This window comes from Xanthomonas sp. BRIP62411, assembly GCF_003993525.1.
GTDB lineage: Bacteria > Pseudomonadota > Gammaproteobacteria > Xanthomonadales > Xanthomonadaceae > Xanthomonas > Xanthomonas euroxanthea.
This window is the reverse complement of record NZ_QEZI01000003.1, coordinates 25,634-52,239: the sequence shown is the minus strand read 5'-3', so window position 1 is coordinate 52,239 and position 26,606 is coordinate 25,634. Positions and strand designations below refer to the sequence as shown.

The window sequence follows — 26,606 nt, the reverse complement described above, 5'->3', positions numbered from 1 at the left end:
TCGCCGAGTTTTTGGATTGCGTCAATGCGCTTGCGCGATTGATCGCTGGCTTTATCGGCTTTGCCCTCATCCGCCCTTCGGGCACCTTCTCCCGCGTGCGGGAGAAGGGATTGGTGTGTTGGGTTATTGGCTGTTTTGTGCGGTTGCCGGCTTGGCTGGGGTGGGTAAAGCGAGATTATTGTTGAGGTCGGTAATCTCTGCGGCGTTGCTTTCGGTCACCACACGCAATTGCGCGGTTTTTAGATTTGCCGCGTTGGTTAGTGGCAGGCGTACCTGGGTGGTGATTGGCTGCAGATTGCGTGGTGCCGCGAGTGCCGGAAACGCGCTCCGCGCCAACTCCTTGCCACGCACATCCTCCAACACCACAAACCCGGCCGGGGCATCGGCATGACCGAGGCTATGCACGGTCACCTCGATGGCATCGGCAGTCACGCGCACGTCGCCATGACCAATGCCCAGGTCCGGGCGTAGTTCAACCGGGGTGGTGGCTGCTATGCGTTCGAGCTGCAGAACGGTGGTGCGGCCTGCGGGGAAGTCGATGTCAATGGACGCGCTTTTTTCGAAAGCGCGCTCTTGCGTCTTGGCGTTGCTGTCGAGCTTGCCGTCATTGGCTTTGCTCACGCCCTGGGTGATGCGCCATTGGCCCGGGGCGACGTTCCAGCCGGTCATGCTGGCGCGCTGAGGTTTACTGGAGGTGTTGTAGGCGATGACGGTGAAGCGGTCTTGCTGGGGTGCGGGGATGGCGATGGCCACTTGGGTGGCGGCCTCTGGATCGGCGAAGCGCCAGCTGACGGTGTGGCCGGGGTAGGTCTGGTTGCGCTTGAGTGCCACGCCGCCTAAGCGTGCGCGTTGCAGGTTGACCGTGGGGGATTCCACGCGGTCGCTCCACCAGTGGCCTTCGGTGTTCATGTAGAAGTTCTGCAGTTTCTCTCTTGCCTCGCTGCGGTAAATGGCGGCGAGATACTCGAGGTTGCCGGTTTGTTCCCAGGCCACGTGGTGCGGGAAGTCCGGGGCGCTGCCGTCGTCTTTATTTGCGGCATCGATGAGCTTGCCGCTCCAGTCGCTGCGCTTGCCCATGACATCCAGGAAGTTTTCGTTGAGCAGCGAGAGGCCGTTGGGGCCGCTGTTGGCGACGCGGTAGTCGATTGGCTTGAGATAACGCTGCTCGCCGGTGAAACGGTAGGCGGCCCAGAAGGTGTGCAAGGTGTCGGCGCCGCCGCTGCCTTCGAACAGTTCGCCGCCGCGGGTTTTGCCGGTTTGCCAGTTGATCTCGTTGGGCAGGGCCCAGTTGCCCTTGGCGTTGGTGTAGGCGTGGGCGAGGTAGCCATCCGCTAACCCGGTGACGATGCGGCGGCTGTTGGGGTCGGCGTTATAGCCGCCCAGCAGGATGGCCGGGTGCACGATGGGGAAGGAGTACGGCTTTTGCCATTGCCAGTTGGGCTCGCGGTAGATCTTGCGGCCGCCGAACCAGTTGCTGGCAAACAGCAGGTGGCCTTGCGGGTTGACCTGGATGATGGTGTCGAAGGCTTTCACCGTTTCCATCAGGCGCTCGACGGTGCGCGGGTCGCCCCAGTTGAGGTACAGCAGGGCGCTGTTGAGGTTGATGCCCTCCTCATACGAGTGCAGCTCGTCGGTTTCGATGGTGGACAGGCCGTTGGTGAACATGCCGTTGCGGTAGTTGGCATCGGACAGCGCCAGCATGGAGGCGTTGAGCATGTCCGGGTCCACGCCCATCAGGGCGACACCGGGCCATTGCTGCACCAGGTCCGAGTCGTCGGAGATGCCGCCGCCGAAATCGCCGTAGGCCACCTGGCGCTGCTCGATCCACCAGCGGATGTAGCGGCGGGTGGCGCTGAGGTCCTGCAGCTGCCAGAACGCCCAGGCGGGCACGCCCTTGGGCACGCTGGGCATCTCGACCGGCAACGCGCCCTGGTTGGCGTAGCTGATGTCGTTCCAGTATTCGCGCCCAAGCGCGTGGTCCGGGTCCACGCGCAGCAGGTCGGTGATGTCGGCATCCAGCCGCTTGTAGAGCAGCTGGCGCTTGGAGGTGGTGTGCTCCTCGACCAGAAAGCCCCAGTTGTCCTTGACCTGGTTGAAGCGGTCGGCCACGTGTTCTGTGATGGCCTCGGCGCGCGGCTTGAACACCAGTTGCAGCTGGGTGCCGTCGAGCGCGTTGGCATCGAAGCCGGGCGCGGCGGCGGCGATGCTGAGCATCAGGCTGTCGTTGCTCAAGATGCGGTCACGCAGGTCCAGCCACAGCGTGCGGGCCTGGCCGGGGGTAACCGCGACCGAGACATCGATCATGTCGCGTGCGGGCCAGATGGGGTCCTTGATGCGGATGTTGAGCGGGATGCTGCCGTTGTGGGTGGCCGGCAGGGTGAGCGCCGGCAGGGTGATGGCGATGCCGTCCAGGCCGTCGTGCATGTTCTCCCAGCCGTAGGACCAGCTGCGCATCAGCGCCTGGTCCGGCGGCGGGTTGCCCAGGCTGGAGGGCACCAGGATGTGCACGATGGGCTGCTGCGCGCTTGCTGCGGCCTTGTCGCTGGGGCGCTTGCGCGCCGGCGCCTTGGTGGGCAGCGCGATGACGGTCTGGCGCTCGCCCGGCGGGTAGCGGCCGGCGATGACATCGCGCAAGGGCGCGAGGTTGTCGTAGTCGGGCTGGATGTCGCTGCGCACGGTGTAGCTGAGTTGCGCGCTGCCTTTGGGCACGGCGCCCGGCTGCACGTTGTAGGCCCAAATCTCCTGGATGGGGGTTTCCTGCGCGGTGTTGGCAAAGCGCAGGGTGCCGCCGCGGCGCTCGGGGAACTGGTCCACGCTGCGCACCACGCCCTGGCTGCGCGCGAACAGCGGCTGCCCCTGCGCGGTGGTGGCACCGGTGGCAGTGGGCGCGGTGTAGCTGGCCTGGCCGTAGGCGGCGCCGCGCAGCTCGATGCGGTTGACCGGCTCGTCCGGCAGGGTGAGGTCCAGCGCCTTGCCGCCTTCGACATAGGTGTTCCAGTCCGGCAGCTGGAAGTAATCGTCGCGCCCGGGCAGGCGCGAGCGGTTGTAGACGCCGGGCCAGGTGGTTTCGGCGATGCCGTCGGTGGCCTTCCACATCCATTGCTTGAGGTCGCGCGCGTCGGCGAACTCCACCTTGCGGATGCGGGTGACCGGTGCGCTCAGCAGCGGCGGTGCGTGGCCGTTGTCCCAGCCGTAGCGGTGCAGGAAGGCGGCGTGTTGCGCGTCGCCGGTGGGTGCTTCCGCAGTGGTGGGCTCCTGCAGGCGTGCCAGTGCGGCGGCACCGCTGGCGTCGAGCATGCGGTCGTAGATGCGAATCTCGTCGAAGTCGCTGCCGCGCAAAAAGTTGTAGCGGCTCTGCACCTGGTGCGGCGACATCACGCGGCCGGCCAGGCCGAACTGGTCGAGCGCGGCGTCGAAGTCGAGCGCGCCGCCGTTCGCGCAGGGCGCACCGCAGTCCACGCGTGCGGCTTCCTTGCCATCCACATACAGGCGCACGCCGCGGGTTTCGTCCCAGGCAAACGCAATGTGGGTCCAGTCGCTGGCGGCCGGGTTCTTGTCGAGCTTGAAGGAGACGCGGGTGCGCGCCAGGTTGGCGTCGGTGACGAAGGCATCGAAGCCGTGGCCGTTCCAGTCGATGCGCAGCCAGGCCATGTCCCAGCTGGTGTGGTCGGCGTAGCCGACACGGAAGATCACGAACGGCGCTTCGCCGACCGGATAACGCGAGCGCCAGAAGAAGCCGAGCGTGCCGCGCTGGGTGTAGAGGTTGCCGGGCGCATTCCACGACAGCACGCCGTCGTCGGCCCATTCGATGGCGTTGCCGCGTTTGCCGGTGGGCACCAGCGTGATCTTGTCGCGGAAGTTGGGCACGCCGTCGCCGCGGGCGACATCGGCCTGCAGGTCGCGGTCGGCCGAGACCCGGAACAGCAACTCCGGGGCCGTGGGGGTGGCCGCACTTGCCGGCAGCGCGATCAGACACAACAAACCCATCCAAACCTTCAGCACACGCACCTCGTCTGGTTCAAAACCACTCTTCAAAACCACTGCTGCAAAACCACTGCCGCCCCGCACGGGCGACAGACACTGCAACCTGCCACCGCAACGCAGCGCGCGGCGCACGCTTGGCGGCGGGCACGCGGGCCGGCACGTACGAGCGTACATGCCGTGCCTGCGTGCTGCGCGCGCCAGCATGCGCCGCGTGCGGTGGTGCGATGGCTGCGTCCACTACAGCCCGTTTGCGGACTTCCACTTGGGAATGTCGTCCTTCAACAGCTTGTCCGGCCAGGTGCCGTGCCAGGCATACCCGACGCGGCGCTCGTTGGGCACCTGCATGTACTCGGTCAAGGCCTTGCCCTCGCGGTTGGCATAGAGCGGGCGTTGATTCTGCAGGTCGTAGAAGCGCGCCCATAGTGACGCACCTGGTTGCGCGATGAGGATCACGTCCTGGCCGGTTTCCTGGGTGGGGTCGTCGATCTTCTTGGTGGCCAGGTCGCGCATGCGGTGGGTGTCGAACCAGCGCGCAGCGGCCTCGACCGAGGTCTTGATCTGCGCGGACGGGTTGGGCTGGCGCATCAGGAAACGCACGATGCTCACCGACTCGCTGGAGGCCAGCGACGCCAGCTCGTACGCGCGCGCCTTGGCCGGCTTGAGCGTGACCTCGTCGTACTGCGCGCCCCAGATGGTGAGCGTGCCGCCGATCTTGACCTGGGTGGCGAGCACGCACTCCAGGCCCTTGGTCACCGCCTGGCGGGCGCGTGCACCGTGGCTGGCACGCAGCAGCGCGCCGGTGTCGCCCTTGCCCTCGCTGATGTCCTGCAGCAGGTTGAGCACGCGCACCATCGCATCGTCGTTGTAGGTGATCTGGTGGTGGTAGGACGACAGGTCCGGGTAGAACTGCGGCCAGCCGCCGTTGGCGTATTGCGCGATGAGCAGATAGTCCACGCCGCGCTTGGCGGCGGCCACGTACTTGGCGTTCTTCTCGGTCTTGTAAATGGTGGAGAGATAGCCGATCTCGTAGGTGGTGGCCTTGTTGTCGATGGTGGCGTCGTCCTTGCGCCCGGGTTGCTGCAGCTCGGCGATTTCCGCAGCGGTGAAGGTGCGGGTGTAGTCCACGGCAACGCCCTTGTATTGCTTGGACCAGCCGCCTGAGGCGGTCTGCAGCAACAGCATGTTGTCGGCGATCTTGTCGGCCAGTGCCGACAGCGGTGCCAGCAGCAAGGCGCCAGCGACGGCGAGCGTGCGGAAACGGAGCAGGTGCGAACGGATCATCAGAACGGCCTCCAGGTGCCGAGGATGGTGTTGCGATCCAGCGCGGCGGCCTGCGCGGCGCTGAGCTGACGCGACCACTTCACGCGACGCGACGGGTTGGCGCCGGCGCCGCTGCTCTGGTATTCGCTGTAGCGGGCGGTGGCTTCGTTGGCGGTGTTGCCCCAGTTGTTCCAGCCCTCGGGCACGATGTGCGCGCCGAGCTGGCTGCTGATGAAGCTCACGCTGGCGTAAGGCCGCCACGGCCGGCCCAGGAACACGCGCGACACGCCGCTGGCAGCGGTGACGCGTGCATTGCGGAACACGAAGCCGTGTGCGCTCTCCTGCGGGGTGGAGGCGGCAGTGAGATAGCCATCGCCCAGCGAGTGCAGCTGCACGTTTTCGAACAGCGCGGTGCCGGCGCCGAACACGAAGTCCACGGTGCCTTCGACGTAGCAGTCGAGGAAATACGAGAGCTTGGCGCCGCGCAGGTACAGCGTGTCCTGGTAACCGAGAAAGCGCACGTTGCGGAACGCGGCGCGGTCGCCATCCACGCGCACCGCCACCGCCTGCCCCACCGGGCCGGCGTGATTGCCGAAGGCGAGTTTTTCTGCAGTGAAGTCGTTGCCGGCGATGATGACGCTGGACGAGCCGGAGGTGCCGTATTCGGTGCCGGTGGCCGGATTGATGCGCGAGGCGTAGTTGTCGTAGGTGATGATGGTCTGGGTGGGGCCGGCGCCGATGAGCCTGAGTGCCGGGGCGTTGGCCGGCACCACGATCAGTTCCTGGTACGTGCCGGCGCCGATGTTGATCTGCGCGCGTTTGCCGCCCTGCACGGCGGCGTCGATGGCGGCCTGCACGGTGCGGTAGCCGGCGCTGCCCTGCTTGGCCACGGTGTAGACCGGGTCGGCGGCGATGGCAGCGGTGCTGCCGAGCGACAGCCCGGCCAGCAGGGCGGTGGCGGCGAGAGTACGTAACACGATCCTGCGATGCAGTTGCATGCGTTGCTCCTGTCAGAACTTGTAGCGCGCGCCGATGTAGTACTGGCGCCCGGTGACGGTGTACTTGTCGGGCAGCTCCAGCGTGGAATCGACGTAGCGGCGGTCGGGTGTGTCGAGCAGGTTGATGGCCTCAAACGTCAGCGACAGCCGGTCGTTGAGCTTGTAGGACATGTTGAAATCCACGTTTTCCACGCTGTATTTACCGGTCACGTCGGCCGTGACCAGGCGCTTGCCATCCAGGTCGTAGACGTCTTCCTGGGCCAGGATGTTGTTGATGTAGCCATCGCGATAACTGGTGGACACGCGCGCACTGAAGCGGCCGTCGTCGTAATAGACGGTGGCGTTGTAGGACTGCGGCGAGAGGTTGAGCAGGTCGCGCTCGGTGGCGGTGGTGGTGATGCTGGTATTGCTGCTGCCGGCGGTACTGAACAGGTAATTGATCTTGGAATCGACTTGGGTGTAGTTGAGCTGGATGCCGAAGTTGCGCCAGAAGCCGGGCAAGAAGTCGAAGGCCTGCTGGTAGGTCAGCTCGAAGCCCTTGAGCGGGCCGCCGGGCGTGTTGAAGTAGCTCTGCACGTTGAAGATGGTGTCCGGCGTGAAGCCTGCCGGCAGCAGGTCCAGCGAGTAGCCCATCGCTTCCCAGGTGCTGAGCACGCGGGTGCGCTGCACGTAGCTGTCGATGTCCTTGTAGAACACCGCTGCCGACAACAGCGAACCCTCGCGGAAATACCACTCGGCGCTGAGGTCGTAGTTGGTGGAACGGAACGGGTCCAGCTTGGGGTTGCCCAGGTTGATCGAGAAGAAGCGCCCGTCGTCGAAATACTGGGTGGGCCCGCCGCTGACGCTGGGCGACAGATACGCCAGCGTGGGGCGCGCCATGGTCTTGGCCGCGCCGAAGCGCAGCACCACCTCGTCGCTGACATCCCACGAGAGATTCAACGAGGGCAGGATGTCGCGGTAGTTGTGGTTGACCGTGGTGGGCACCAGCAGGCGCTCGCCGGCCGCGGCGGTGGCGCTGGCCACGCCGAAGAACGATTCGCAGTTGGGCGAGATGGCGCCGGCCGCGGTGGCCGTGCACGGCGCATAGCCGCTGGCGGCGATCTGCGTCTGCACATAACGCACGCCCAGGTTGCCACGCAGCGCGCGGCCCCACAGGTCGGTGTTGAAGTCCAGCTGCAGGTAGGTGCCCAGGCTCTTTTCGTTGACGGCGAAGTTGTTGTTGGACGAACCGAAGTGGCCGACATCGGCCAGGCGGTAGTCGCCACCGGGCACGCCGGTGTCGCAGTCGCAATTGATGTTGAGCAGGTCGGCGACCTTCTGGAAATCCGGAATCACCCAGGTGGTGGGGAAGCTGCCGTTCAAGCTGCGGCCGAAGCCGTCCAGGTTGGTGCTCAAATCGCCCACGCCCACACCGGCCGGCAATGCCTGTGCCAGGCGCCCGTAGGAAATGTTGCGCGACTCCGACGTGTCCATGTCGTAGTTCTTGTAGGCCAGCCCGGTGCGAAAGGTGAAGGTGGGGCTGATGTTGAATTCCAGATCCACCTTGGCGGTGTCGAAGGTGTTGTTCACCGATTGCGGGTTGAGCCGCACCTCGCTGATGTTGGTGCCGCGCGCGGTGCCGTTGCTGTTGACCGGCACTGCGCCATAGCCCAGCCACTGCCAGTTATTCGGGTTACCCGCATCGAACGGGAAGCTCATGCTCGGGTAATCGCCACCATTGCGGCGGTCGAGCACAAAGCCATCGAGATTGGTGTTGTCGAAGCTCACCATCGAGAACTCGGGGCGTTCGTAGTCCGAGGTCGAGTGGCCGACCAATGCATTGACGCGCACCTGGTCGTTGAAGCGGTGCTGCAGGTCCAGGCTGAACTGCTTGAACTCGGTGGATTCTTCGATGTTGCTGGATTCGGTGCGGAAGTCGACGTTGTCGAACACGCCATAGGTGAGGCGGTTCTGGTCGTCCACCTGCGCTTCGCGCACGGCGATCTGGGTCTTGCCGCCGAAGTTGGCGGTGCGGTGCAGGTTGGCGCCGACCGAGTCTTCGCGCTGGTCCTTGTCCAGCTTGGAATACAGCATGTCGAAATTCAGCAGCGTGTCGTCGCTGAGCTTGAATTGCAGCGCGCCGGTGACGCCCAGGCGTTTGATCTCGTGATCGGTGCGGATGTAGCGCGGGTAGCGCGGAATCCAGGCGTTGGTGGCGGTTTCGTAGGCCTGGATGTTCTCCGGCGTATTGGCCGGGCGCGCGATGCCGGTGCCGCAGCTTGTGGCGCTGATGCCGTAGCTGCCCCAGCCGTTGTTGCGGTCCTGGTTGGCCTGCGAGCCGACCCCGGCAGGGGTTTCGTTGGCCAGCGGGTTGCGCGGGGTCTGCGGGTTGTAGCCCACCGGCGAACAGAAGCCATAGGTGCCGTTGTTGGTGGCGGTGCTCTGGTTGGAGTTGCGGTAGTTGCCGTGCTCCCAGCGCACCGGGTTGTAGCCTTCCTCGCGCAGGTGGCGCTCGCTGTAGGACACCGACATCAGCGCGCCGACCCGGCCATCGGCCCAGATGTTGCTGATCAGGCCGGAAAAACGCGGGTCCTTTTCGCGCGAGAGGTCGTTGTAGCCGTATTGCGTGGAGGCGGCCGCTTCGAAGCCGTCGAAGTCGAACGGGCGCGAGCCGCGCAGGTCGACCGTGGCACCCAATGAGCCTTCGTCCATCTGCGCCGACTGGGTCTTGCTGATGGTGACGCGGCTGAAGAGTTCGGACGCGAAGGTATTGAAGTCGAAACCGCGGCTGCGGTTGACGCCATCGCTGCCGCTGCCGGCAGTGGCCAGCGCTTCCAGCCCGTTGATGCGCACGCGGGTGAAGTCCGAGCCCAGGCCGCGCACCGAGATCTGCTTGCCCTCGCCGCCTTCGCGGTCGATGGAGACGCCGGCGATGCGCTGCATCGATTCGGCCAGGTTCAGATCGGGAAACTTGCCGATGTCTTCGGCGTAGATGGCATCCACCTGTTCCACGCTGTAGCGCTTGGCATCGAGCGATTGCTGCAGGCTTTCGCGGTAGGTGGCCTTGACCTGTACGCGGTCCAGGTCCACCGCATCGGTGGGCGGTGTGGCCGGCGCGGTCTGCGCGACGGCAGCGGCCGCATGCAGTGCCAGGACGATGGCCACCGACAGACGCGCGGTGGGCAGGCGAGCGGCCGCCACGGAGGCGGAACGACGCGAACGGACATGCATGATGCGGCTCTCTCCATGGCACTGGCTGCAATGACGCGCTCAGCCCCCCAAGGCCATGGCGTCGCAATGGGCGACCAGCAACACCGCTGCGCAAGCGCGCTGCGTTCTTGCTGAACGTTTCGAACATCACGCCCACCGCGTTGCATGCGTGCGCCAGGGCACCGCATCCACGACGATCAAGCGTTGGAATAAGGGCCCGCTGCGCGTGTGCGCAGCGGGCAGGCAGCGGGTCAGAACTTGTAGCGCAGGCCCAGCAGGTACTGGCGGCCGGTTTCGGCGTACTGCAGCGGCAGCTGGCCGGTGCGTGGCGAGGACACCCACTCGTCGGAGGCCTCGTTGGTGAGGTTGATGCCTTCCAGGCTCAGCTCCAGCTGCTTGCTGATCTTGTAGCGCAGCGAGGCGTCGAGGATGGTGGTGCCGGTCATGCCGTGCACGCCGTCGACGTTGAAGCCGGTTTCCGCACCCGGTGCCTGGGTGAGGTAGTCGTCGCGGTTGGTGGCCGACACGCGCCCGGCGAAGGACTCACCTTCGTAGAACAGCGTGGCGTTCCACGACGAGCGCGACAGTCCGAGCAGGTCGTTCTTCATCACCGGCGCGCCGCTGCTGGCCAGGTACTGGATCTTCGAATCGACCCAGGTGTAGTTGAGCTGCACGCCCAGGTTGGCCCACTTGCCCGGCAGGAAGGTGAAGGGCTGGGTGTAGTTGGCTTCCACGCCCTTCAATTCGCCGCCCGGGGTGTTGAGCGGGATGCTGAAGGCGAAGTCGTCGTTGACGGTGGCGCCGGTGCCTTCCAGCAGGGAAGCCGGCAGGCCGCTGCTGGAATACGGGCGCACTTCGCGCGCGGTCTGGATGAAGCTCTCGATGTCCTTGTAGAACAGGCCGACACCGAGCATGGCGCCTTCGTTGAAGTACCACTCCAGGCCGAGGTCGACGTTGGTGGCCTCGATCGGGTCCAGGTCCGGATTGCCGCCGGCCACGGTGCGCGCGCCGCCGGCCACCGCCACGGTCACGCCGGGGGTGAGGCTGCCCAGGCCGGGACGGCTCATGACCTTGGCCGCGCCAAGACGCAGCAGCAGGTCAGGCGCCAGCTCGGCGACCAGGTTGAACGAGGGCAGCGTGTTGCTGTACTTGCGGCCCACGGTGGTCAGCGCCGGTGCGTTGTTGATCAAGGCATAGCCGGTGGATTCCTGCTCGGTCTCCACATAGCGCACACCGAAGTTACCGGAGAACGGAATCGACCCCAGGTCGGTGGAGAACTCGCCCATCAACCAGACGCCGCGGTCCTTTTCCTCGACGCTGCGGCTGTTGTTGACGCGCGGGGCCACGGCGAAGCTGCCGCTGTTGCTGTAGATGCCGAACAGGTCGGCCACCGCATCCAGGTTGGGCACGACCCAGTTGGAGGGGCTGCCGTTGATGCCCTTGAGCCCGGCCTGCTCGGTGAGATCGGCCGGCACGATGCGCGTGCCATTGGCGAAGGTGGGCACGGCCAGTTCGTTGGCGCGGCGCAGCTCCACGGTGCTGAAGGTGTAGTTCTTGGCCAGCACGCCGCCCTTGAGGCGGAAGCCGGGGCTGATGTTCCAGTTGAAGTCGATCTGGCCGGTGTCGAAGTCGTTGTCCACCGTCTGCGGACGCAGGCGGATTTCGGCCAGTTCCCAGCCAGTGGGATCGGTCGGGTTGATGCCGTAGTTCAGCACCGGCGCGCGGCTGTTGCCACGGTAGTCGTAGCTGTAGCCGTCGACGTCGTACTTGTCCATGATGATGGTGGTCTGCACCGGGTTCTCGTGCGCCGAGCGCGAGGTACCGACCCGGGCATTGATGCTGAAGTCGTCGTTGAAACGATGCTCCAGGTCCAGGCTGACCTGCCTGAACTCGGTGTTCCACTCGTCGTGGCGGTTTTCGGTACGGATATCGACATTGTCGAATTCGCCGTACACCAGGGCGTTGTTGCGGACCTCGCCGTTACGCACGACCGTGGCCGGCTTGCCGACCAGCACCGGGCGTGCATTGCCACCGCGGCTGAAGGAAATCGCTTCGATGTAACGCTCGTCGCGCTTGGCGTCGATCTTGGAATACAGCATGTCCAGCGACAGCGTGGTGCGGTCGGTCGGCTTCCACTGCAACGCGCCGGTGACGCCCAGGCGCTGCTGGTCGTGGATCTGCTGGGTATAGCGCGGGAAGCGCGGGTGGTAGACATCGGCCGAGCGCGCCGCGGCGAACGGCGAGGTGGCGCTGAAGCCGCCGTTGCTCGGACCATTGGCCCAGCGGCCGGTGTTGGAGCCCTCTTCCAGCACCTCGCGCTCGGTGTAGGCCACCGACAGCAGGGCGCCGAAGGTGTTGTCGGCCCAGGTGTTGGCGATCAGCGCGGCCACGCGCGGGTTGGCCTTCTCGGCCATGGCGTTGTAGGCGGCCTGGCCGCTGGCGGCGAAGGTGAAGCCGTTGTAGTCGAACGGACGCGCGGTGCGCAGGTCGACGGTGGCGCCGAGCGAGCCTTCTTCCACATCGGCCGAGGCCGTCTTGCGCGCGATCAGCTGCGAGAACAGGTCCGAGGCGAACACGTTGAAGTCGAAGCCGCGGCCGCGGTTGGTGCCGCCGCTCTGGTCGCCGGCACCGACGGTGGTGAGCGCTTCCATGCCGTTGATGCGCACGCGGGTGAACTCCGGGCCCAGGCCACGCACCGAGATGGCGCGGCCTTCGCCGGCCTCACGGGTGATCACCACGCCGGGGATGCGCTGCAGCGATTCGGCCAGGTTGAGGTCGGGGAACTTGCCGATGTCCTCGGCCACAATCGCATCGACCACGCCGGCTTCACCGCGCTTGATGTCCAGGGCCTTTTCCACCGAGGCGCGATAGCCGGTCACCGTGACGGTGTCCAGGTCGACGGCCGGTTCTGCAGGCGCTTGGGTGGTGTCTTGTGCTGCCAGGTGGCCGCTCAGCGCAAGGCCGATCGACAACGCCAGCAAGGTAACCGGTGTCTTCCGGCTGGTGGTCCGAAATTGCATGTCCTCCCCTCCCAAGGGTCCATGAACAACATGAAAGTCTGGTTGTGAGCGGTAATGACACCGCTGGTCAAAACGACGTTACCAGCTGAATCCTCCCGTAACATCTTGCAGCGCAGCAGAAAACGTCACCGAATTTGCCCAAAAGGGGTGCAAGCGGTCACTACGCGTCGCATCATGGGCCTCGCCCGGCGCGTTTGGCGCCGGCTAGAATGACACCGATGGTCATCCTGACGCGCAGCGGTTCCCCCACACCGTGACGCACCACACAGCCGAGGTAATTGCCGCATGAGTCGTGCCCGTATCCTGTGCTTTGGAGAGTTGTTGCTGCGCCTGGGGGCGCCTGGTCACGAGCTGCTGCTGCAGCAGCCGCGGCTGGACGTGCATTGCGGCGGGGCCGAGGCCAATGTCGGCGTATCGCTGGCGCATTTCGGCCATGACGTGGCCATGGTCAGCACGGTGGCCGACAACCCGCTGGGCGCGGCGGTGCTGGGGGAACTGCGCCGCCACGACGTGGACACGCGCCACGTACGGCGGGTGGACGGCCGCATGGGGCTGTACTTCCTGACCACCGGCGCGATCCACCGCCCCAGCGAGGTGGTCTACGACCGCGCCGATTCGGCGTTTGCGCTGGCCCCGGCCGATGCCTACGACTGGCCGGCCCTGCTGGAGGGCGTGCAGTGGCTGCACCTGTCCGGGGTCAGCCCGGCGCTGGGCGCGGACGTGGCGCAGGCCACGCTGGCGGCGGCACGCGCGGCGCGGGCGGCCGGGGTCAAGGTCTCGTTCGACGGCAACTACCGGCCCAAGCTATGGCAACGCTGGCAGGGCGATGCGCGCGGCATCCTGCACCAGCTGTTCGCCTGTGCGGATGTGGTGTTTGCCGACTACCGCGACATCGGCGTGGTGCTGGGCGGCGAGTTTCCGCAGGACACGCTGGAAGCGCGGGTGGAAGCGGCGGCGCAGCAGGCGTTTGCCGCATTCCCGCAGCTGCAGTTGATGGCCTGCACCCAGCGCGTGACGCACAACGTGGACCACCACAGCCTGGGCGCACTGCTGGTGCCGCGCAGTGGTGCGGTGGCGCGCGCGCCGAGTGAGGAACTCACGCCGATCATCGACCGCATCGGCGGCGGCGATGCGTTCGCCGCCGGCGTGCTGCACGGCCTGATCGCAGGCTGGTCACTGGATGACACGGTGCGCTTCGGCCTGGCAGCAGGCTGCCTGAAGCACTCGATTCCCGGCGATTTCAATCCGCTCTCGGTGGCCGAGGTGCAGGCCTGCGTGGGGGATGCACGGTTTGATGTGAGGCGCTGACGCGCCGGGATTGGGGAGTCGGGAGTGGGGATTCGTAACAGCAAGGACAACCGGCATTACATGTCGGTCGTCCGTGATACACCCCGTTCGGGTCCGGCAAGGATCAGCGATGCGTAGCGCACCGCTCTTGCGAATCCCCAATCCCCAATCCCGGCAATCAAGCCAACTCGATGCAATCGAAGGTCACGTCCGTCTCCACATCGGCATCGTAATCCACATCGTCACGCTCGAAGCCGAACAGCTTGAGGAACTCGTGCTTGTAGCCGGCGTAGTCGGTGAGCTGGAACAGGTTCTCGGTGGTGACCTGCGGCCAGAGCGCCTTGCAGGCGTCCTGCACGTCGTCGCGCAGTTCCCAGTCGTCCAGGCGCAGGCGGTTTTCGTCGTCCACCTCGGCGGGCTGGCCGTCCTCGCGGTACAGGCGCTCGCGGAACAGGCGGTCGAGCTGCTCGATGGTGCCTTCGTGCAGGCCCTTTTCCTTCATGATCTTGTAGACCATGGAGATGTACAGCGGCATCACCGGGATCGCGGCGCTGGCCTGGGTCACCACCGACTTGAGCACCGCCACGTTGGCGCTGCCGCCGCGCTTGGCCAGGCGCGCGTTCAAGCGCTGCGCGGTGTGGTCCAGGTCGACCTTGGCCTTGCCCAGCGCGCCGTGCCAGTAGATCGGCCAGGTGATCTCGGTGCCGATATAGCTGAAGGCCACGCTGCGTGCGCCATCGGCAAGCACGCCGGCGCCGTCCAGCGCATCGATCCACAGCTCCCAGTCCTGCCCGCCCATCACGGTGACGGTGTCGTCGATCTCCTGCGCGCTGGCCGGCTCGATCGAGGCCTGGATGATGGTGTCCTTGTTGGTGTCGATGGCGGTGGCGGTATAGGTCTGGCCGATCGGCTTGAGCGCCGAGCGCTTCACTTCGCCGCTGCCGGGCAGCTTGCGCACCGGTGAGGCCAGCGAATACACCACCAGGTCGACCTGGCCGCCCATCTCGGTCTTGATCAGCTCGATGACCTTTTCGCGCGCGGCATCGGAAAACGCATCGCCGTTGATCGACTTGCTGTACAGGCCCGCGGCCTTGGCATGCTTGTCGAACGCAGCGGAGTTGTACCAGCCGGCGGTGCCGGCCTTGCTGGCGCTGCCGGGTTTTTCGAAGAACACACCCAGCGTGTCGGCGCCGAAGCCGAACGCAGCGGTGATGCGCGAGGCCAGGCCGTAACCGCTGGATGCGCCGATCACCAGTACCTTCTTCGGGCCGTCATTGCGCACGCCGCGCGCACGCGTGGCGGCGATCTGCTCGAGCACATTGCGCTCGCAGCCAAGCGGATGCGTGGTGGTGCAGATAAAGCCGCGCACTTTGGGATGGATGATCAACGTGGACTCCTGGTCAGCAAGATGCTGGCGGCATTTTAGTGCGTGTGACGGACTTTGGGGCGAGCGGCGTTGGCCACCGGTGGTGCGGAGCGGGTGCTGCGTGGCACCGGCATGGTGAGGCCAAGGCACCGAACACGCGTACATCGTCGGCTTGCCGGCGAGACAGCCCGCGGCACGCCACACGCGGCTGCATCGCCATGCGTGAAGACGCCCGTCATCGCCCGGCACGCCGCGTTGCCGCGGCCGGCATCGTCCATACACGGGCGCGAACGAACCACGATCACCCTCGATTTCCTGCCCGAGCGCCTGTGCTACGTTTGCGCCTGCCGTGCCGTGCCTGGCCGCGCCTGATGGCGATCGTCGAGGCTCCTCCCACCGTGCGACCGGTATCCGAGCGAATGTCTCTTCGAAGCGAGCGCGTCACGCAGCTGGGCTCTGTCCCGCGATTTCGGCTTGGGCCATTGCTGGTCGCGCCGGAACGGCTGGTGCTGATCGACGACGGCCAGGCCATCGCGCTGGAACCGCGCATGATGGAAGTGCTGATCGCGCTGGCCGAGCGGGCCGGCGAAGTGGTCAGCGCCGAGCAGCTGCTGATCGAGGTGTGGCACGGCAGCTTTTACGGCGACAACCCGGTGCACAAGACCATCGCCCAACTGCGCCGCAAGCTGGGCGACGACAGCCGCCAACCGCGCTACATCGAAACCATCCGCAAGCGCGGTTACCGGCTGCTGCCCAAGGTGGTGTTTCCCGACGATTATCGCGGTGCGGTACTGGGCGCGCAGGTGTGGGGACACGGCAACCCGTATGTGGGGCTGCAGGCCTTCGATCCCGCGCATGCGGAGGTCTTCTTCGGGCGTAGCCATGCGATTGCGCAGGTGCTGGGCGCGCTGCGCGCGCAATTGCACAGCCAGCGCGGGCTGGTGCTGGTGAGCGGTGCCAGCGGTTGCGGCAAGACCTCGTTGCTGCGCGCCGGCGTGGTGCCGTTGCTGGCGCAGCCCGGCGGGCTGGATGGCCTGCAAGCCCTCGCGGTGGCGTATTGCAACCTGGCCCAATGCCGTGGCGGCGATGTGCTCGACACGCTGGCGCGGGCGCTTGGCGAGTGGGCACCGGGCGGGCGCGCGGTGTTTTCGCCGGCGCAGATGGCGGCATTGCCCGAGTGGCTGCAACGCCCTGCACCGCTGCATGCGGCCATTGCCGAAGCGATGCGTCAAGGCACGCCAGCGCGCGACAGCGCACAGACCCAGCGCCATCTGCTGCTGGTGATCGATCACGCAGAAGCGCTGGTGGCCACGCCGGGGATCACCGATGCCGACCGCGCCGCACTGGCCGCCGCCTTGCAGGCGCTGTGCGACAGCGCGCAGGTGGCGGTGCTGATGCTCACCCGCAGCGATTTCTACCCGCGCCTGATCGACGCCTTGCCGCAGATCGTGGAGCGCAAGCGCGGCGACGGACACGTGGATCTGCTGGCGCCACGCGACGGCGAGATCGGCCAGATCATCCGCGTGCCGGCGGCGATGGCCGGGCTGCGCTTCGAAGAAGAGCGCGACAGCGCCAGCCGGCTGGACGATGTGCTGCGCGATGCCACCGCGCGCCAGCCCGATGCCCTGCCGTTGCTGCAGCACCTGTTGCATGCCTTGCACGCGCAACGCAGCGACGACGGCCTGCTGACCTTCGCCGCCTACCGCGCATTGGGCGGGCTGGAAGGCGCCTTGGCGCACCATGCCGAGCACACCTTCCGTGCCTTGCCGGCTGCCGCGCAGGCGGCATTGGGCCAGGTGCTGAGCGTGCTGAGCGTGATCCACCCCGACAGCGATGCGGTGACCGCGCGGCGGGCGCTGTGGTCGGCCCTGCCGGGGCACGGCGCAGCGCGCGTGCTGGTGGAGGGCTTCGTGCATGCGCGCCTGTTCGTCAGCGAGCTGGTGGCCGGCGAGCCCGGCTTTGCGGTCGCGCACGAGGCCTTGCTGCGGCAATGGCCGCGCGCGGCCGAGTGGATCCATGAAAACCGCCGCCTGCTGCAGGCGCGCAAGCGGCTGCAACTGGCTGCGCAACGCTGGGCCGCCGAGGGCCGGCGCAGCGATCACCTGCTCAACAGCGGGCGCCCGTTGAGCGAGGCGCGCGAGGCGGCGCGGCGCATGCCGCAGGACCTGGACGCGCTGGATCACGCGTTCCTGCATGCCTGCGAGCGCTCGCAGCGCCGCCGCCGCGGCCTGTATGCGGCAGCGGCAAGCATGCTGGTGGTGCTGGCAAGCGCCTCGCTGCTGCTGGGCTGGCAGGCGCGGCAGGCGCAGCAGGTGGCTGAAGAACGGCGCGACCAGGCCCAGCAACTGGTGAGCTACATGCTGGGCGACCTGGCCGAGCAATTGCGCACGGTGGGCAATCTGAAACTGCTCAACAGCGTGGGCAGCCGCGCGCTGCGCTACCTGGAAGACCTGCCCAGCACGAGCATGCAGCCAGGCGATCTGATCAACCACGCGCGCGCGCTGCGCACCACCGGCGAGGTGCTGATGAACCAGGGCAAGCTGGACCAGGCGCAGGCGGCATTCACGCGTTCGGCCGCCACTGCCGAGCAGGCACGCATGCGAGCGCCAGATACCTTGGAGGCGCGCGCCGAAATGGGCCAGGCGGCGTATTGGCTGGGAAACATGGCCTACCGCAGCAAGCAGTTCCCGTTGGCGCAGACTTACTGGTCGCAGTATCTGGCGGCCAGTGAATGGCTGGTGCGCACGGCGCCGGATGACCAACGCTGGCAGCTGGAGCTGTCGTACGCGCTCAACAATCTCGGCACGCTGGCCACCACACGCGGCGATACCACGACGGCGATCGGTTTTTTCGCGCGCGACATCTCGCTCAAGCGCATGCTGATCGCGCGTGCTCCGGACAACCCGTCGTTGCGCTACGAGTTGATCGACAGTTTGTCATGGCTCAGCTTGGCACAGGAGAACCAGGGCCTGCTGGCGCCTGCCGAGCAGGGCTACCGCGATCAAATCGCGATGTTGCGCGTGCTGGTCGAGAACGACCCCGATGCCAATGCCTGGCGACGGCGTCTGGCGGGTTCGTTGATCCGCACCTCCAACCTGGCGGTGGCGCGGGGTCACCTGGCACAGGCGCAGACCGATGCGCAGGACAGCGTGCGGATGTTGCAACCGCTGGTGGCGCTGCAGCCGGACAACAACACATGGCAACGCGATCTGGCGCATGCCTACGCGCAGGCTGGCTGGGTGGCCGCGTTGGATGGGCGTCCCGGTCAAGCCGAACAGCAACTTGGCCAGGCCCGTCAGACCATGGCTGACCTGCTGCAACAGGCCCAGCCGCTGCCCGAATGGCAATGGCTGGATGCCATCATTGCGCTGCGCCTGCACCGCGTACAGACCGGACGCGCAGGCGCACACGCAGGCGACCTTGATCAGATCGTTGCGCGGCTGGATGCCCTGCATCGCGCCAGACCCGACGATCCGCTTGGCATCTCCGCCTTGTCGCAAGCGCTGGTGTGGCATGGCGAACAACGCACCGCCGTCGGCGACGACGACGGTGCACGCGCGGCATGGCAGCGCGCGGTGGCCGTGCTGGGCAAGGACATCGGCAACAGCCGCGACAAGACCCTGCTGGACCCCTGGATTCGCGCGCAGGTGCATCTGGGCCAGCGCAGTGCCGTTACGCAACAGCTCGGATGGCTGTATCAGGCGGGCTACCGCCACCCGGGGTTCGTCTCCCTCTATGCCCCGCTTTTCAAGGAACAGGACAGCTCATGACGGATTTCAAGATCAAACTCACCGTGGCACGGGTGGGATTCGGCGGCAACACCGGTGCCGGCGAATATTTCTACAGCTTCGCCCCGGACCTGCTGATCGTGGATAAGCACGACAAGGCATCGACCCTGCTGTATTACTTCGATGAAGACGTCGTCCCCAGGCATTTCAAGATCAAGAGCCTGTTGAGTTCCGATGCCTTGAAACAGATCGGAGAACCCACGATCAGCCCCGACGGCCGCAGCGTGCAGGTCAGCAATGCCAATAGCGTGCCGACACTGATCTTCCTGACCATCATCGTCGAAGACGAAAGCCGCAAGGACAAGAAGACCTGGTTCAGCTGCGATCCCCAGGTTGGCAACGATCCGCAGATCAACCCGCAGGAAACCCCGCCCCTGCAGTAAGCCCTGCTGGCCACCGGCCTGGCGGTTCGCCACCAGGCGGTGTGTTGCCGCAATGCGTGGGCAGGGCACAGCGTGCGCATGCCCAAGGGCTCCGCCGGTGGTGGATACACCACAGCCGCTGGCTCCTGATGTCGACTTGCGCACGCACCCGTTGCCACGGGAGGACCCTGCGTGCGGTCCCGATGGAGCTCGCTGCGCCCTGGCTGGCGGGCGTGTTGCCGGGTGCTCCGGCCAGCCGTGGATGGCGACAGCCAGCCTGCCGCGCTGAAGCCAACAGCGCCTGGCGAGGCCATCTCATCCCACGCAGTCCCGCGGGTGCGGTTGGGTGCCGGCCGGGACATCCGCCAGGCGCGCGGCGCAGTGGCTCGCCACCGCCTGCTGCCGGTCATCCCGCTCGGCTCCGTTGCTGAAGGCCACCTTGAGCTGGCCGCGGGTGGACCACGCGCCGGGCATGCCCGCGCGGAGGTCGCCAGCACCACGCCCTGCCCATGGCCGACAGCCCAGCCCCGGGTCGCACCCGTGCGCATCGATGCGGGCGGACCAGCCGTCGCAGGTGCGGGCCACTGCGCCCCGCACCGCCCCGGCGCAGGCCGCCACGCTGACCCGCAGGTCGCGCTCGGTTGGCGGCTGGACATGCAGCGCGGCCTGGGCCCAGGCGACCGGCAAGTCGGCCTGGGTGGGCGCCGCCCAGGCGCTGGTGGACAGCACGACGCTCAACACCCACAGGTACCGGACCAGGCGCATGACGGACTCCGCAGCGGACCGGAGCGCGGCGCGTCCCCAGGCGACCTCGGTGGCCGCCGGACAACCTTGGTGTTTGGCCGCCCACACGACCTGACGGCAACCTTACGGTTGCTGCCCCATCCTGCCGAATCCTGGAAATTCCTTATAAAACAATGCCATGCAACCTGGCGAGACAGCGTCGTGCGGCGGGTGGCGATGTGCCCGCGCGTCGAGCCAGTTCCCGCGCGCGGCGGCGGCAGCGCTGCAGAGCCCCGCTCTTACGATTCCCCAATCCCGATTCCCGATTCCCCGCCCTCAAATCACCCGCAACGTGATCGCCTTCAACACCGCCCTTGTGCGGTCGCGAGTGCCGAGCTTTTCCAGGATGGTGGAGACGTAGTTCTTCACCGTGCCCTCGGCCAGGAACAGGGTGCGGGCGATCTCCTTGTTGGAATAGCCGCCGGCGAGCAGGCGCAGGATCGCCACCTCGCGCTCGCTGAAGGTCTCGCGCGGGGGCTGCTGGTCGCGGAACTGGTAACGTGCGCGCACCGGGTCGGTGCTGACCGGCTGCAGCAGGGTCTCGCCGTTGGCGACCCGCTCGATCGCCTCGCGCAGGTCTTCCGGGGCGGCGTCCTTGAGCAGGAAGCCCTGCGCGCCGGCCTCGGTGGCACGCAGCAGCAGGTCGCTGTCGTCGAAGGTGGTGAGCAGCAGCACCGGGGTGCGGTCGCCGCGGGCGCGCAGTTGCTGCAGCGCCTGGATGCCGTCCAGGCCGGGCATGCGGATGTCGCTGAGCACCACGTCCACGGTGGTGCTGGCGAGCGCGTCCAGCAGGCCCTGGCCGTCGTCGGCCTCGCAGGCCACCTCCACGCCCTGCTGCTGCAACAGCGCGCGCAGGCCGGCGCGGACCAGGACCTGGTCATCGGCCAGCGCGATGCGACGTGGACTCATGCCGGCAGCCTCGCCATCAGGTGCATGCCGCCCTGGGCGGTGCGGCCGAGCTCAAGCCGCCCGTGCAGGGCGGCCAGGCGTTCGCGCATGCCGGTGATGCCGTTGCCTTCGCGGATGCGCTCGGCGCGGCGGCCATCGTCGCGGATGTCCACGTGCAGCTGCGCGCCCTCGCAGTGCAGGTGCACGGCCACCTCGTTGGCGTCGGCATGCCGCACGGCGTTGGTCAGCGCCTCCTGCACCAGCCGCAACAGCAGCTCGGCCACGCGGGCATCGGTGATGCGCACCGCCGGGTCGATCTGCAGGCGCAGCGCCGGGCGCGGGAACGGTGCGGCCAGCGCGCGCAAGGCGGTCTGCAGATCCAGGCCCTGGTCGTCGCGCAGCGACTGCACCACGTTGCGGATGTCCGCCAGCAGGTCGGCCGACAACCGCTCCACCACCGCGATCTCCTCGCGCCGTGCCAATGCCGGGTCGGCGCCGAGCAGGCGCAGATTGATGCGCATGGCGGTGAGCTTGTGCCCGGCCACATCGTGCAGCTCGCGCGCCAGGCGCAGGCGTTCGGCGTCGCGCGCGCTGTCGGCCAGCAGCGCGCGGGTGGCCAGCAGGTCGGCATTGACGTAGGCCAGCGCGTCGCGGGTGCGCTCGGCAGTGCGTGCGTAATGCGCGGTCAGCGCGGCGAAGGCCTGGAAACCGGCGTAGATGCCGACGATCAACCACGGGCGCTCGAACCCGGCCTGCACCAGCAGCGCATACATGCCCGCGTTCAACGCCAGCGCCAGCAGCAGCACGCGCGCCGGCGGCCAGGTCATGCCCGCCTGCGCCACCAGCATGACCAGCAACACCGGGGCGGTGCCGGCACGCGGCTCCATCCAGACCAGCAGCAGGGCCATGGCCGCCTGCAGCAGCGTGGCGACAGTGCGCAGCGCATGCAGCGGCGGCAACACGGTATGCAGCAGAAACAAGGCGGTGAAGCCGGCCAGCACGCCCCAGCGCCAGGCGCCCTGCGGTGAGGCGTCGGGCACGAACGACAAGGCCACCGCGGCAATGGTGAACGCGCCGGCCAGACGCAGCGGTTGCAAGCAATGAAACAGGGACGAGGTCATGCGGCGATGCTGACGGCCGCGCGGCCGCGCGGCAATGGCACGGAGGCAGAAAGTGACTTCCGGCAGGTGGGCGCTGCCCTGTCGCCGCTGTCGTCGCTGCGGCGCGGCCGCACCTTGGCACGCCGCCCCATCGTCACGGAAGCACGCCCTGCCCGCTTGCAGCCGGCCGGGCGCGCAGCCGTCCACCCGCCCCGCCGATGGTCTTACACTCAGCGGCTACCCGCAGCTGCCGTGCGTCTTCGATGATCATTTCCGCCGCTTCCGACTACCGTGCCGCTGCGCAGGCGCGCCTGCCGCCCTTCCTGTTCCACTACATCGATGGCGGCGCGTATGCCGAGCACACCTTGCGGCGCAACGTCACCGATCTGGCCGATATCGCGCTGCGCCAGCGGGTGCTGCGCAACATGTCGGACCTGAGCCTGGGCACCGAGTTGTTCGGCGAGACGCTGGCGATGCCGGTGGCACTGGCGCCGGTCGGGCTGACCGGCATGTACGCGCGCCGAGGCGAAGTGCAGGCCGCGCGCGCGGCGGCGGCGCGCGGGATCCCGTTCACGTTGTCCACGGTGTCGGTGTGCCCGATCGAGGAAGTGGCGCCGGCGATTACGCGCCCGATGTGGTTCCAGCTGTACGTGCTCAAGGACCGCGGCTTCATGCGCAACGCGCTGGAGCGCGCCAAGGCCGCCGGGGTGACCACGCTGGTGTTCACCGTGGACATGCCCACGCCCGGCGCGCGCTACCGAGATGCGCACTCGGGCATGAGCGGGCCCAACGCGGGGCTGCGGCGCATGCTGCAGGCCGTCACCCATCCGCGCTGGGCCTGGGACGTGGGCCTGCTCGGCAAGCCGCATGATCTGGGCAACATCTCGGCGTACCGCGGCAGCCCGACCGGCCTGCAGGACTACATCGGCTGGCTGGGCGCCAATTTCGACCCGTCCATCGCATGGAAGGACCTGGAATGGATCCGCGAGTTCTGGACCGGGCCGATGGTAATCAAGGGCATCCTGGACCCGGACGACGCGCGCGATGCGGTGCGCTTCGGCGCCGACGGCATCGTGGTGTCCAATCACGGCGGGCGCCAGCTCGACGGCGTGCTGTCCAGCGCGCGCGCGTTGCCGGCCATTGCCGATGCGGTGAAGGGGCAGCTGAAGATCCTGGCCGATTCGGGCATCCGCAGCGGGCTGGACGTGGTGCGCATGCTGGCGCTGGGCGCCGATGCGGTGCTGCTGGGGCGGGCGTTCGTCTACGCGCTGGCCGCTGGCGGGCAGGCCGGCGTGGAGAACCTGCTGAGCCTGATCGAAAAGGAAATGCGCGTGGCGATGACCTTGACCGGCACCCATTCGATTGCCGAGATCAGCAGCGATGCGTTGAGCCGGGTGACGCGGGAGCGTGCGGTTTCGCCTTGACGGGAATCGGGAATCGGGGAATCGAGATACGTCGGTAGAAGAGCGGATGATCTGCGGCTTGGCTGCAGGGCCCTTGCCCGCCCACCATCGCGGGACACGCCGCAAGTACGTCCCTGTAGGCTCTTACGCGGCATCCATGCCGCGTAAGGTCCCGCGACGGTGGGCGGGCAAGGGCCAGTCAAGATGGTCGGTACGCATGGTCAAGCTCTGGGTGTGATGCGCACCTATTGGATAATTCGAATAACGACGCGTTGCAAGCGATCGTCATGCACGCGTGGACGCCGCACTCAGAATCTGAAGCTGCGAGTACTCCATGCCGATTCCGAGCACAGGCCGCGCCCGCCTCGCGGCTAGGCAGCAGGTTTGTTAGACACGCTTAGTTCTCATCGCCGCCGGTGGGCAAGGATTGCCGCAACGCCAGCACCGAGGCCCAGGGATCTGCGCGTTGGCGCCTGGCGCGTTCCAGCGCCTTGTCCATCGGGAAGGCGTCCGGGCCGCTGATCTTGCCGAGTTCTTCCCAGCGTAGCGGGACGGCGACGGTGGCTTTTTCGCGCGCGCGCAGCGACCACGAACAGACGCTGGTGTTGCCGCGCCCGTTGCGCAGCCAGTCGACGAAGATCACGCCGTGGCGCTTGGCCTTGCTCATGGTGGCCACGTAGCGGTCCGGCGCATGCGTTGCCAGCGCCTGGGCGAATGCCTCGCAGAAATCGCGCGCCTGCTCCCAGTCCGCTTCCGGCACGATCGGCACCACCACGTGCAGGCCCTTGCCGCCGGACAGGCGCACCGCGCTTTCCAACCCCGCGCTGCGCAGCTTGGCGCGGATATCGCGCGCGGCAGCCACCACGTCGGGCCAGGACACCGCCTCGCCGGGGTCCAGGTCGAACACCAGCCGATCCGGATGCTCCGGATCGTCGACCTGCGCGCCCCAGGGATGCAGCTCCAGCGTGTTCATCTGCACCAGCTCGAGCAGGCCGGCGGCATCTTCGACATAGATGTAATCCTCGGTGCCGCTTTTTTGCTGCAGCGGGATCGCCTTGATGTGCGTACCCAGGTGGCGGCCTTCGTGCTTCTGGAAGAAGCAATCGCCACCGGCGCCATCGGGGCAGCGCAGCAGCGACAGCGGCCGGCGTGCGATCTCCGCCAGCACCAGCGGCGCCACTGCCCGGTAGTAGTCGGCCACCTCGCCCTTGCTGATGCCCGCTGCGGGGAACACCACCCGCTCGGGATGGGTGATGGTGATGCCGTCTGTCGACGTGGACGTGGACGTAGATTTGGATTTGGATGTTGTGGACTTGGACGCCGTGGATTTGGAGGCCGTGGACGTGGCCGCCGCCGCCTTTTTGGATGTCGTGGTCGCGGTCGTTTTCGATGCCGTCGAACGCGTGCGTTTGCTGGTGGTGCTGGTGGATGCGTCGACTGTCGTTCTGGATGTTTTCGTGGTCGCCGTCGTGCGCGCCGGCGCAGCGGCCGTTGCCGCACCACGTTGGCCCGCAGCACGCGCCTTGCCCGGCGCGGCGCGGTCGCCGCCCAACTCGCTCATGGGTTTGTCCTCACGTAGACGCTTGAACGCGGCCTGCCGCAACAGGCCTTCCTTCGCCCAGCCGCGGAAGGCGACCTCGGCGATCAGCACCGGCCGGACCCAATGCACATCGCGTGGCCGCCCCGGGATGTGCGTGGGCAATTCCAGCGTGGCGGTGTCGCTGTGCAGCGCCTGCAGCAGCGCGGTGATCTTGCCGAGCAAGGCATCGTCGAATCCGGTGCCCACACGCCCGACATAACGCAGCGTCTTGCCGTCGCGCTGCGCCATCAGCAAGGCGCCAAAGCCGCTGCGTGCGCCCTTGGGATCGGTGTAGCCCACCACCACGAACTCGTCGCTGTCCTCGTGCTTGGTCTTGACCCAATCGGCGCTGCGTCCTGCACGGTAGGGCGCATCGGCGAGCTTGCTGACGATGCCTTCCCAGCCGGTGCCGGCGCTGGCCGCGAAGACCTCCGGGCCATGGCCGATCACATGGTCGCTAAACGCCAGCGTGCCCGGCGCATCGCCCAGCAACTCGCGCAGCAACTGCTTGCGTTGCAGCAACGGGGTATCGCGCAGGTCCACCCCGGCCACGCCCAGCAGGTCGAACACGATGTAGCGCAGCGGCTGCACGGCGCTGCCATCGAGCGCACGCTGCAGCGCCGAGAAATCGGTGCGCCCCTTGGCATCCAGCACCACCAGCTCGCCATCCAGGCGCGCATCGCGCACCGGCAAGGCCTGCACTGCGCGCACCACCTCCGGGAAGCGCTGCGTCCAGGCCTGGTCGTTGCGCGAGCGCAGCTGCACCTGCCCATCGACCAGGTCGGCCAGCAGGCGGTAGCCGTCCCACTTGATCTCGTGCAACCAGCGCTCGCCATCGGGTGCCTGCTCGCGCAGCAAGGTCAGTTGCGCGCGCAGCTCGGTGGGGCATGGCGCATCGCGGGCGCCGTCCAGCGCCAGGGCACGGGTATGCCATTGCGCGGAACGTGCACGCGCTGGGCGTGCGCGCTTGCTGGCCGCAGGCGACGATGCGGCGCTCGTTTTTGCCGCTGGTGCACGCCGAGCCCGGCTGGCCTTGGCACGCGTCGCCGGGGCGGCCGCTGCCGATGCGCCGGCCGCCTGCTGCGCCACCAGCGCATCGGCATCCAGGTCGGCCGCAGACGCATCACTGCGCTTGAACAACAGCCACTGCGGTTTGCCGCCACGCATCTGCGTGCGCACCAATGCGAAGCCACCGCGCAGCAATGAGCCCTGCAGCTCGAATTCCAGCTTGCCCGCGTCCAGCGCCGCCAACGCATCGCCTTCGCACTGCCAATGCCCGTGGTCGAACACCTCCACATGCCCGGCGCCGTAATGGCCTTGCGGGATATCGCCGGCGAAGCTGGCGTACGACAGCGGGTGGTCTTCCACCTCCACCGCCAGGCGTTTTTCGCCCACGCGCAACGAGGGCCCCTTGGGCACGGCCCAGCTCTTGAGCACGCCGTCGAGTTCCAGACGGAAGTCGTAATGACGCGAGCTGGCGTGATGCAGCTGCACCACGAAGATCGGCTGCTTGCTGGCGCGTGCGGGCGTGTCGCCGGCCGGCTCCGGGGTCTGGTCGAAGCGGCGTTTGGCGTTGTAGTCGCGCAGTGACATGGACTG

The 26,606-nt window shown here is 67.2% G+C and carries 14 protein-coding genes; 4 read left to right on the top strand and 10 right to left on the bottom strand.

The window, feature by feature from the left end:
• Positions 1–123: 123 nt before the first annotated feature.
• The 5 genes from EO139_RS01635 to EO139_RS01615 all read right to left on the bottom strand — a co-directional run bounded on the left by EO139_RS01635 (position 124) and on the right by EO139_RS01615 (position 12,451).
• The gene (locus EO139_RS01635; RefSeq protein ID WP_206515106.1) at positions 124–3,987 is read right to left on the bottom strand and encodes a LamG-like jellyroll fold domain-containing protein; all 3,864 of its coding nucleotides are present in this window, start codon (positions 3,985–3,987) and stop codon (positions 124–126) included.
• 234 nt (positions 3,988–4,221) lie between these two features.
• Positions 4,222–5,265, bottom strand: a complete 1,044-nt coding sequence (pelA, locus tag EO139_RS01630) for a pectate lyase (protein WP_126969122.1) — start codon at positions 5,263–5,265, stop codon at positions 4,222–4,224.
• On the bottom strand, positions 5,265–6,242 hold the full coding sequence (locus tag EO139_RS01625) for a pectinesterase family protein (protein WP_126969121.1): 978 nt from the start codon (positions 6,240–6,242) through the stop codon (positions 5,265–5,267). Before EO139_RS01625 ends, pelA begins: the two co-directional genes overlap by 1 nt.
• 12 nt (positions 6,243–6,254) lie before the next feature.
• Positions 6,255–9,452, bottom strand: coding sequence for a TonB-dependent receptor (locus tag EO139_RS01620; protein WP_126969120.1), 3,198 nt, complete (start codon positions 9,450–9,452; stop codon positions 6,255–6,257).
• A 230-nt stretch (positions 9,453–9,682) separates the two neighbouring features.
• Complete coding sequence (locus EO139_RS01615; RefSeq protein ID WP_115675567.1) at positions 9,683–12,451, bottom strand: TonB-dependent receptor; 2,769 nt, start codon at positions 12,449–12,451, stop codon at positions 9,683–9,685.
• A gap of 285 nt (positions 12,452–12,736) precedes the next feature.
• Here EO139_RS01615 and EO139_RS01610 point away from each other — a divergent pair, with 285 nt between their 5' ends.
• Positions 12,737–13,759: a sugar kinase gene (locus EO139_RS01610; RefSeq protein WP_104584457.1), complete on the top strand. Its 1,023-nt coding sequence runs from the start codon at positions 12,737–12,739 to the stop codon at positions 13,757–13,759.
• A 157-nt stretch (positions 13,760–13,916) separates the two neighbouring features.
• Here EO139_RS01610 and fabV read toward each other — a convergent pair whose 3' ends face one another.
• On the bottom strand, positions 13,917–15,125 hold the full coding sequence (gene fabV / locus EO139_RS01605; RefSeq protein WP_126969119.1) for an enoyl-ACP reductase FabV: 1,209 nt from the start codon (positions 15,123–15,125) through the stop codon (positions 13,917–13,919).
• A 398-nt stretch (positions 15,126–15,523) separates the two neighbouring features.
• Here fabV and EO139_RS01600 point away from each other — a divergent pair, with 398 nt between their 5' ends.
• Positions 15,524–18,874, top strand: a complete 3,351-nt coding sequence (locus EO139_RS01600) for a winged helix-turn-helix domain-containing protein (RefSeq protein WP_126969118.1) — start codon at positions 15,524–15,526, stop codon at positions 18,872–18,874.
• The gene (locus tag EO139_RS01595) at positions 18,871–19,275 is read left to right on the top strand and encodes a hypothetical protein (protein WP_104584463.1); all 405 of its coding nucleotides are present in this window, start codon (positions 18,871–18,873) and stop codon (positions 19,273–19,275) included. The genes EO139_RS01600 and EO139_RS01595 overlap by 4 nt, the downstream gene beginning before the upstream one ends.
• 294 nt (positions 19,276–19,569) lie before the next feature.
• On the opposite strand, the gene EO139_RS01590 is transcribed toward EO139_RS01595, so the two are convergent.
• The 3 genes from EO139_RS01590 to EO139_RS01580 form a co-directional block, all read right to left on the bottom strand.
• Complete coding sequence (locus tag EO139_RS01590; protein ID WP_241235888.1) at positions 19,570–20,019, bottom strand: hypothetical protein; 450 nt, start codon at positions 20,017–20,019, stop codon at positions 19,570–19,572.
• Between the two features lie 294 nt (positions 20,020–20,313).
• On the bottom strand, positions 20,314–20,946 hold the full coding sequence (locus EO139_RS01585; protein WP_104584465.1) for a response regulator transcription factor: 633 nt from the start codon (positions 20,944–20,946) through the stop codon (positions 20,314–20,316).
• The gene (locus tag EO139_RS01580; RefSeq protein ID WP_232099163.1) at positions 20,943–22,046 is read right to left on the bottom strand and encodes a histidine kinase; all 1,104 of its coding nucleotides are present in this window, start codon (positions 22,044–22,046) and stop codon (positions 20,943–20,945) included. The genes EO139_RS01585 and EO139_RS01580 overlap by 4 nt, the downstream gene beginning before the upstream one ends.
• Before the next feature lie 242 nt (positions 22,047–22,288).
• Here EO139_RS01580 and lldD point away from each other — a divergent pair, with 242 nt between their 5' ends.
• Positions 22,289–23,449 (top strand): FMN-dependent L-lactate dehydrogenase LldD, encoded by a 1,161-nt coding sequence (lldD, locus tag EO139_RS01575; protein ID WP_126969117.1) that lies wholly within the window; start codon positions 22,289–22,291, stop codon positions 23,447–23,449.
• A gap of 376 nt (positions 23,450–23,825) precedes the next feature.
• Here lldD and ligD read toward each other — a convergent pair whose 3' ends face one another.
• Positions 23,826–26,600: a DNA ligase D gene (gene ligD / locus EO139_RS01570; protein ID WP_126969116.1), complete on the bottom strand. Its 2,775-nt coding sequence runs from the start codon at positions 26,598–26,600 to the stop codon at positions 23,826–23,828.
• Positions 26,601–26,606 lie beyond the last annotated feature (6 nt).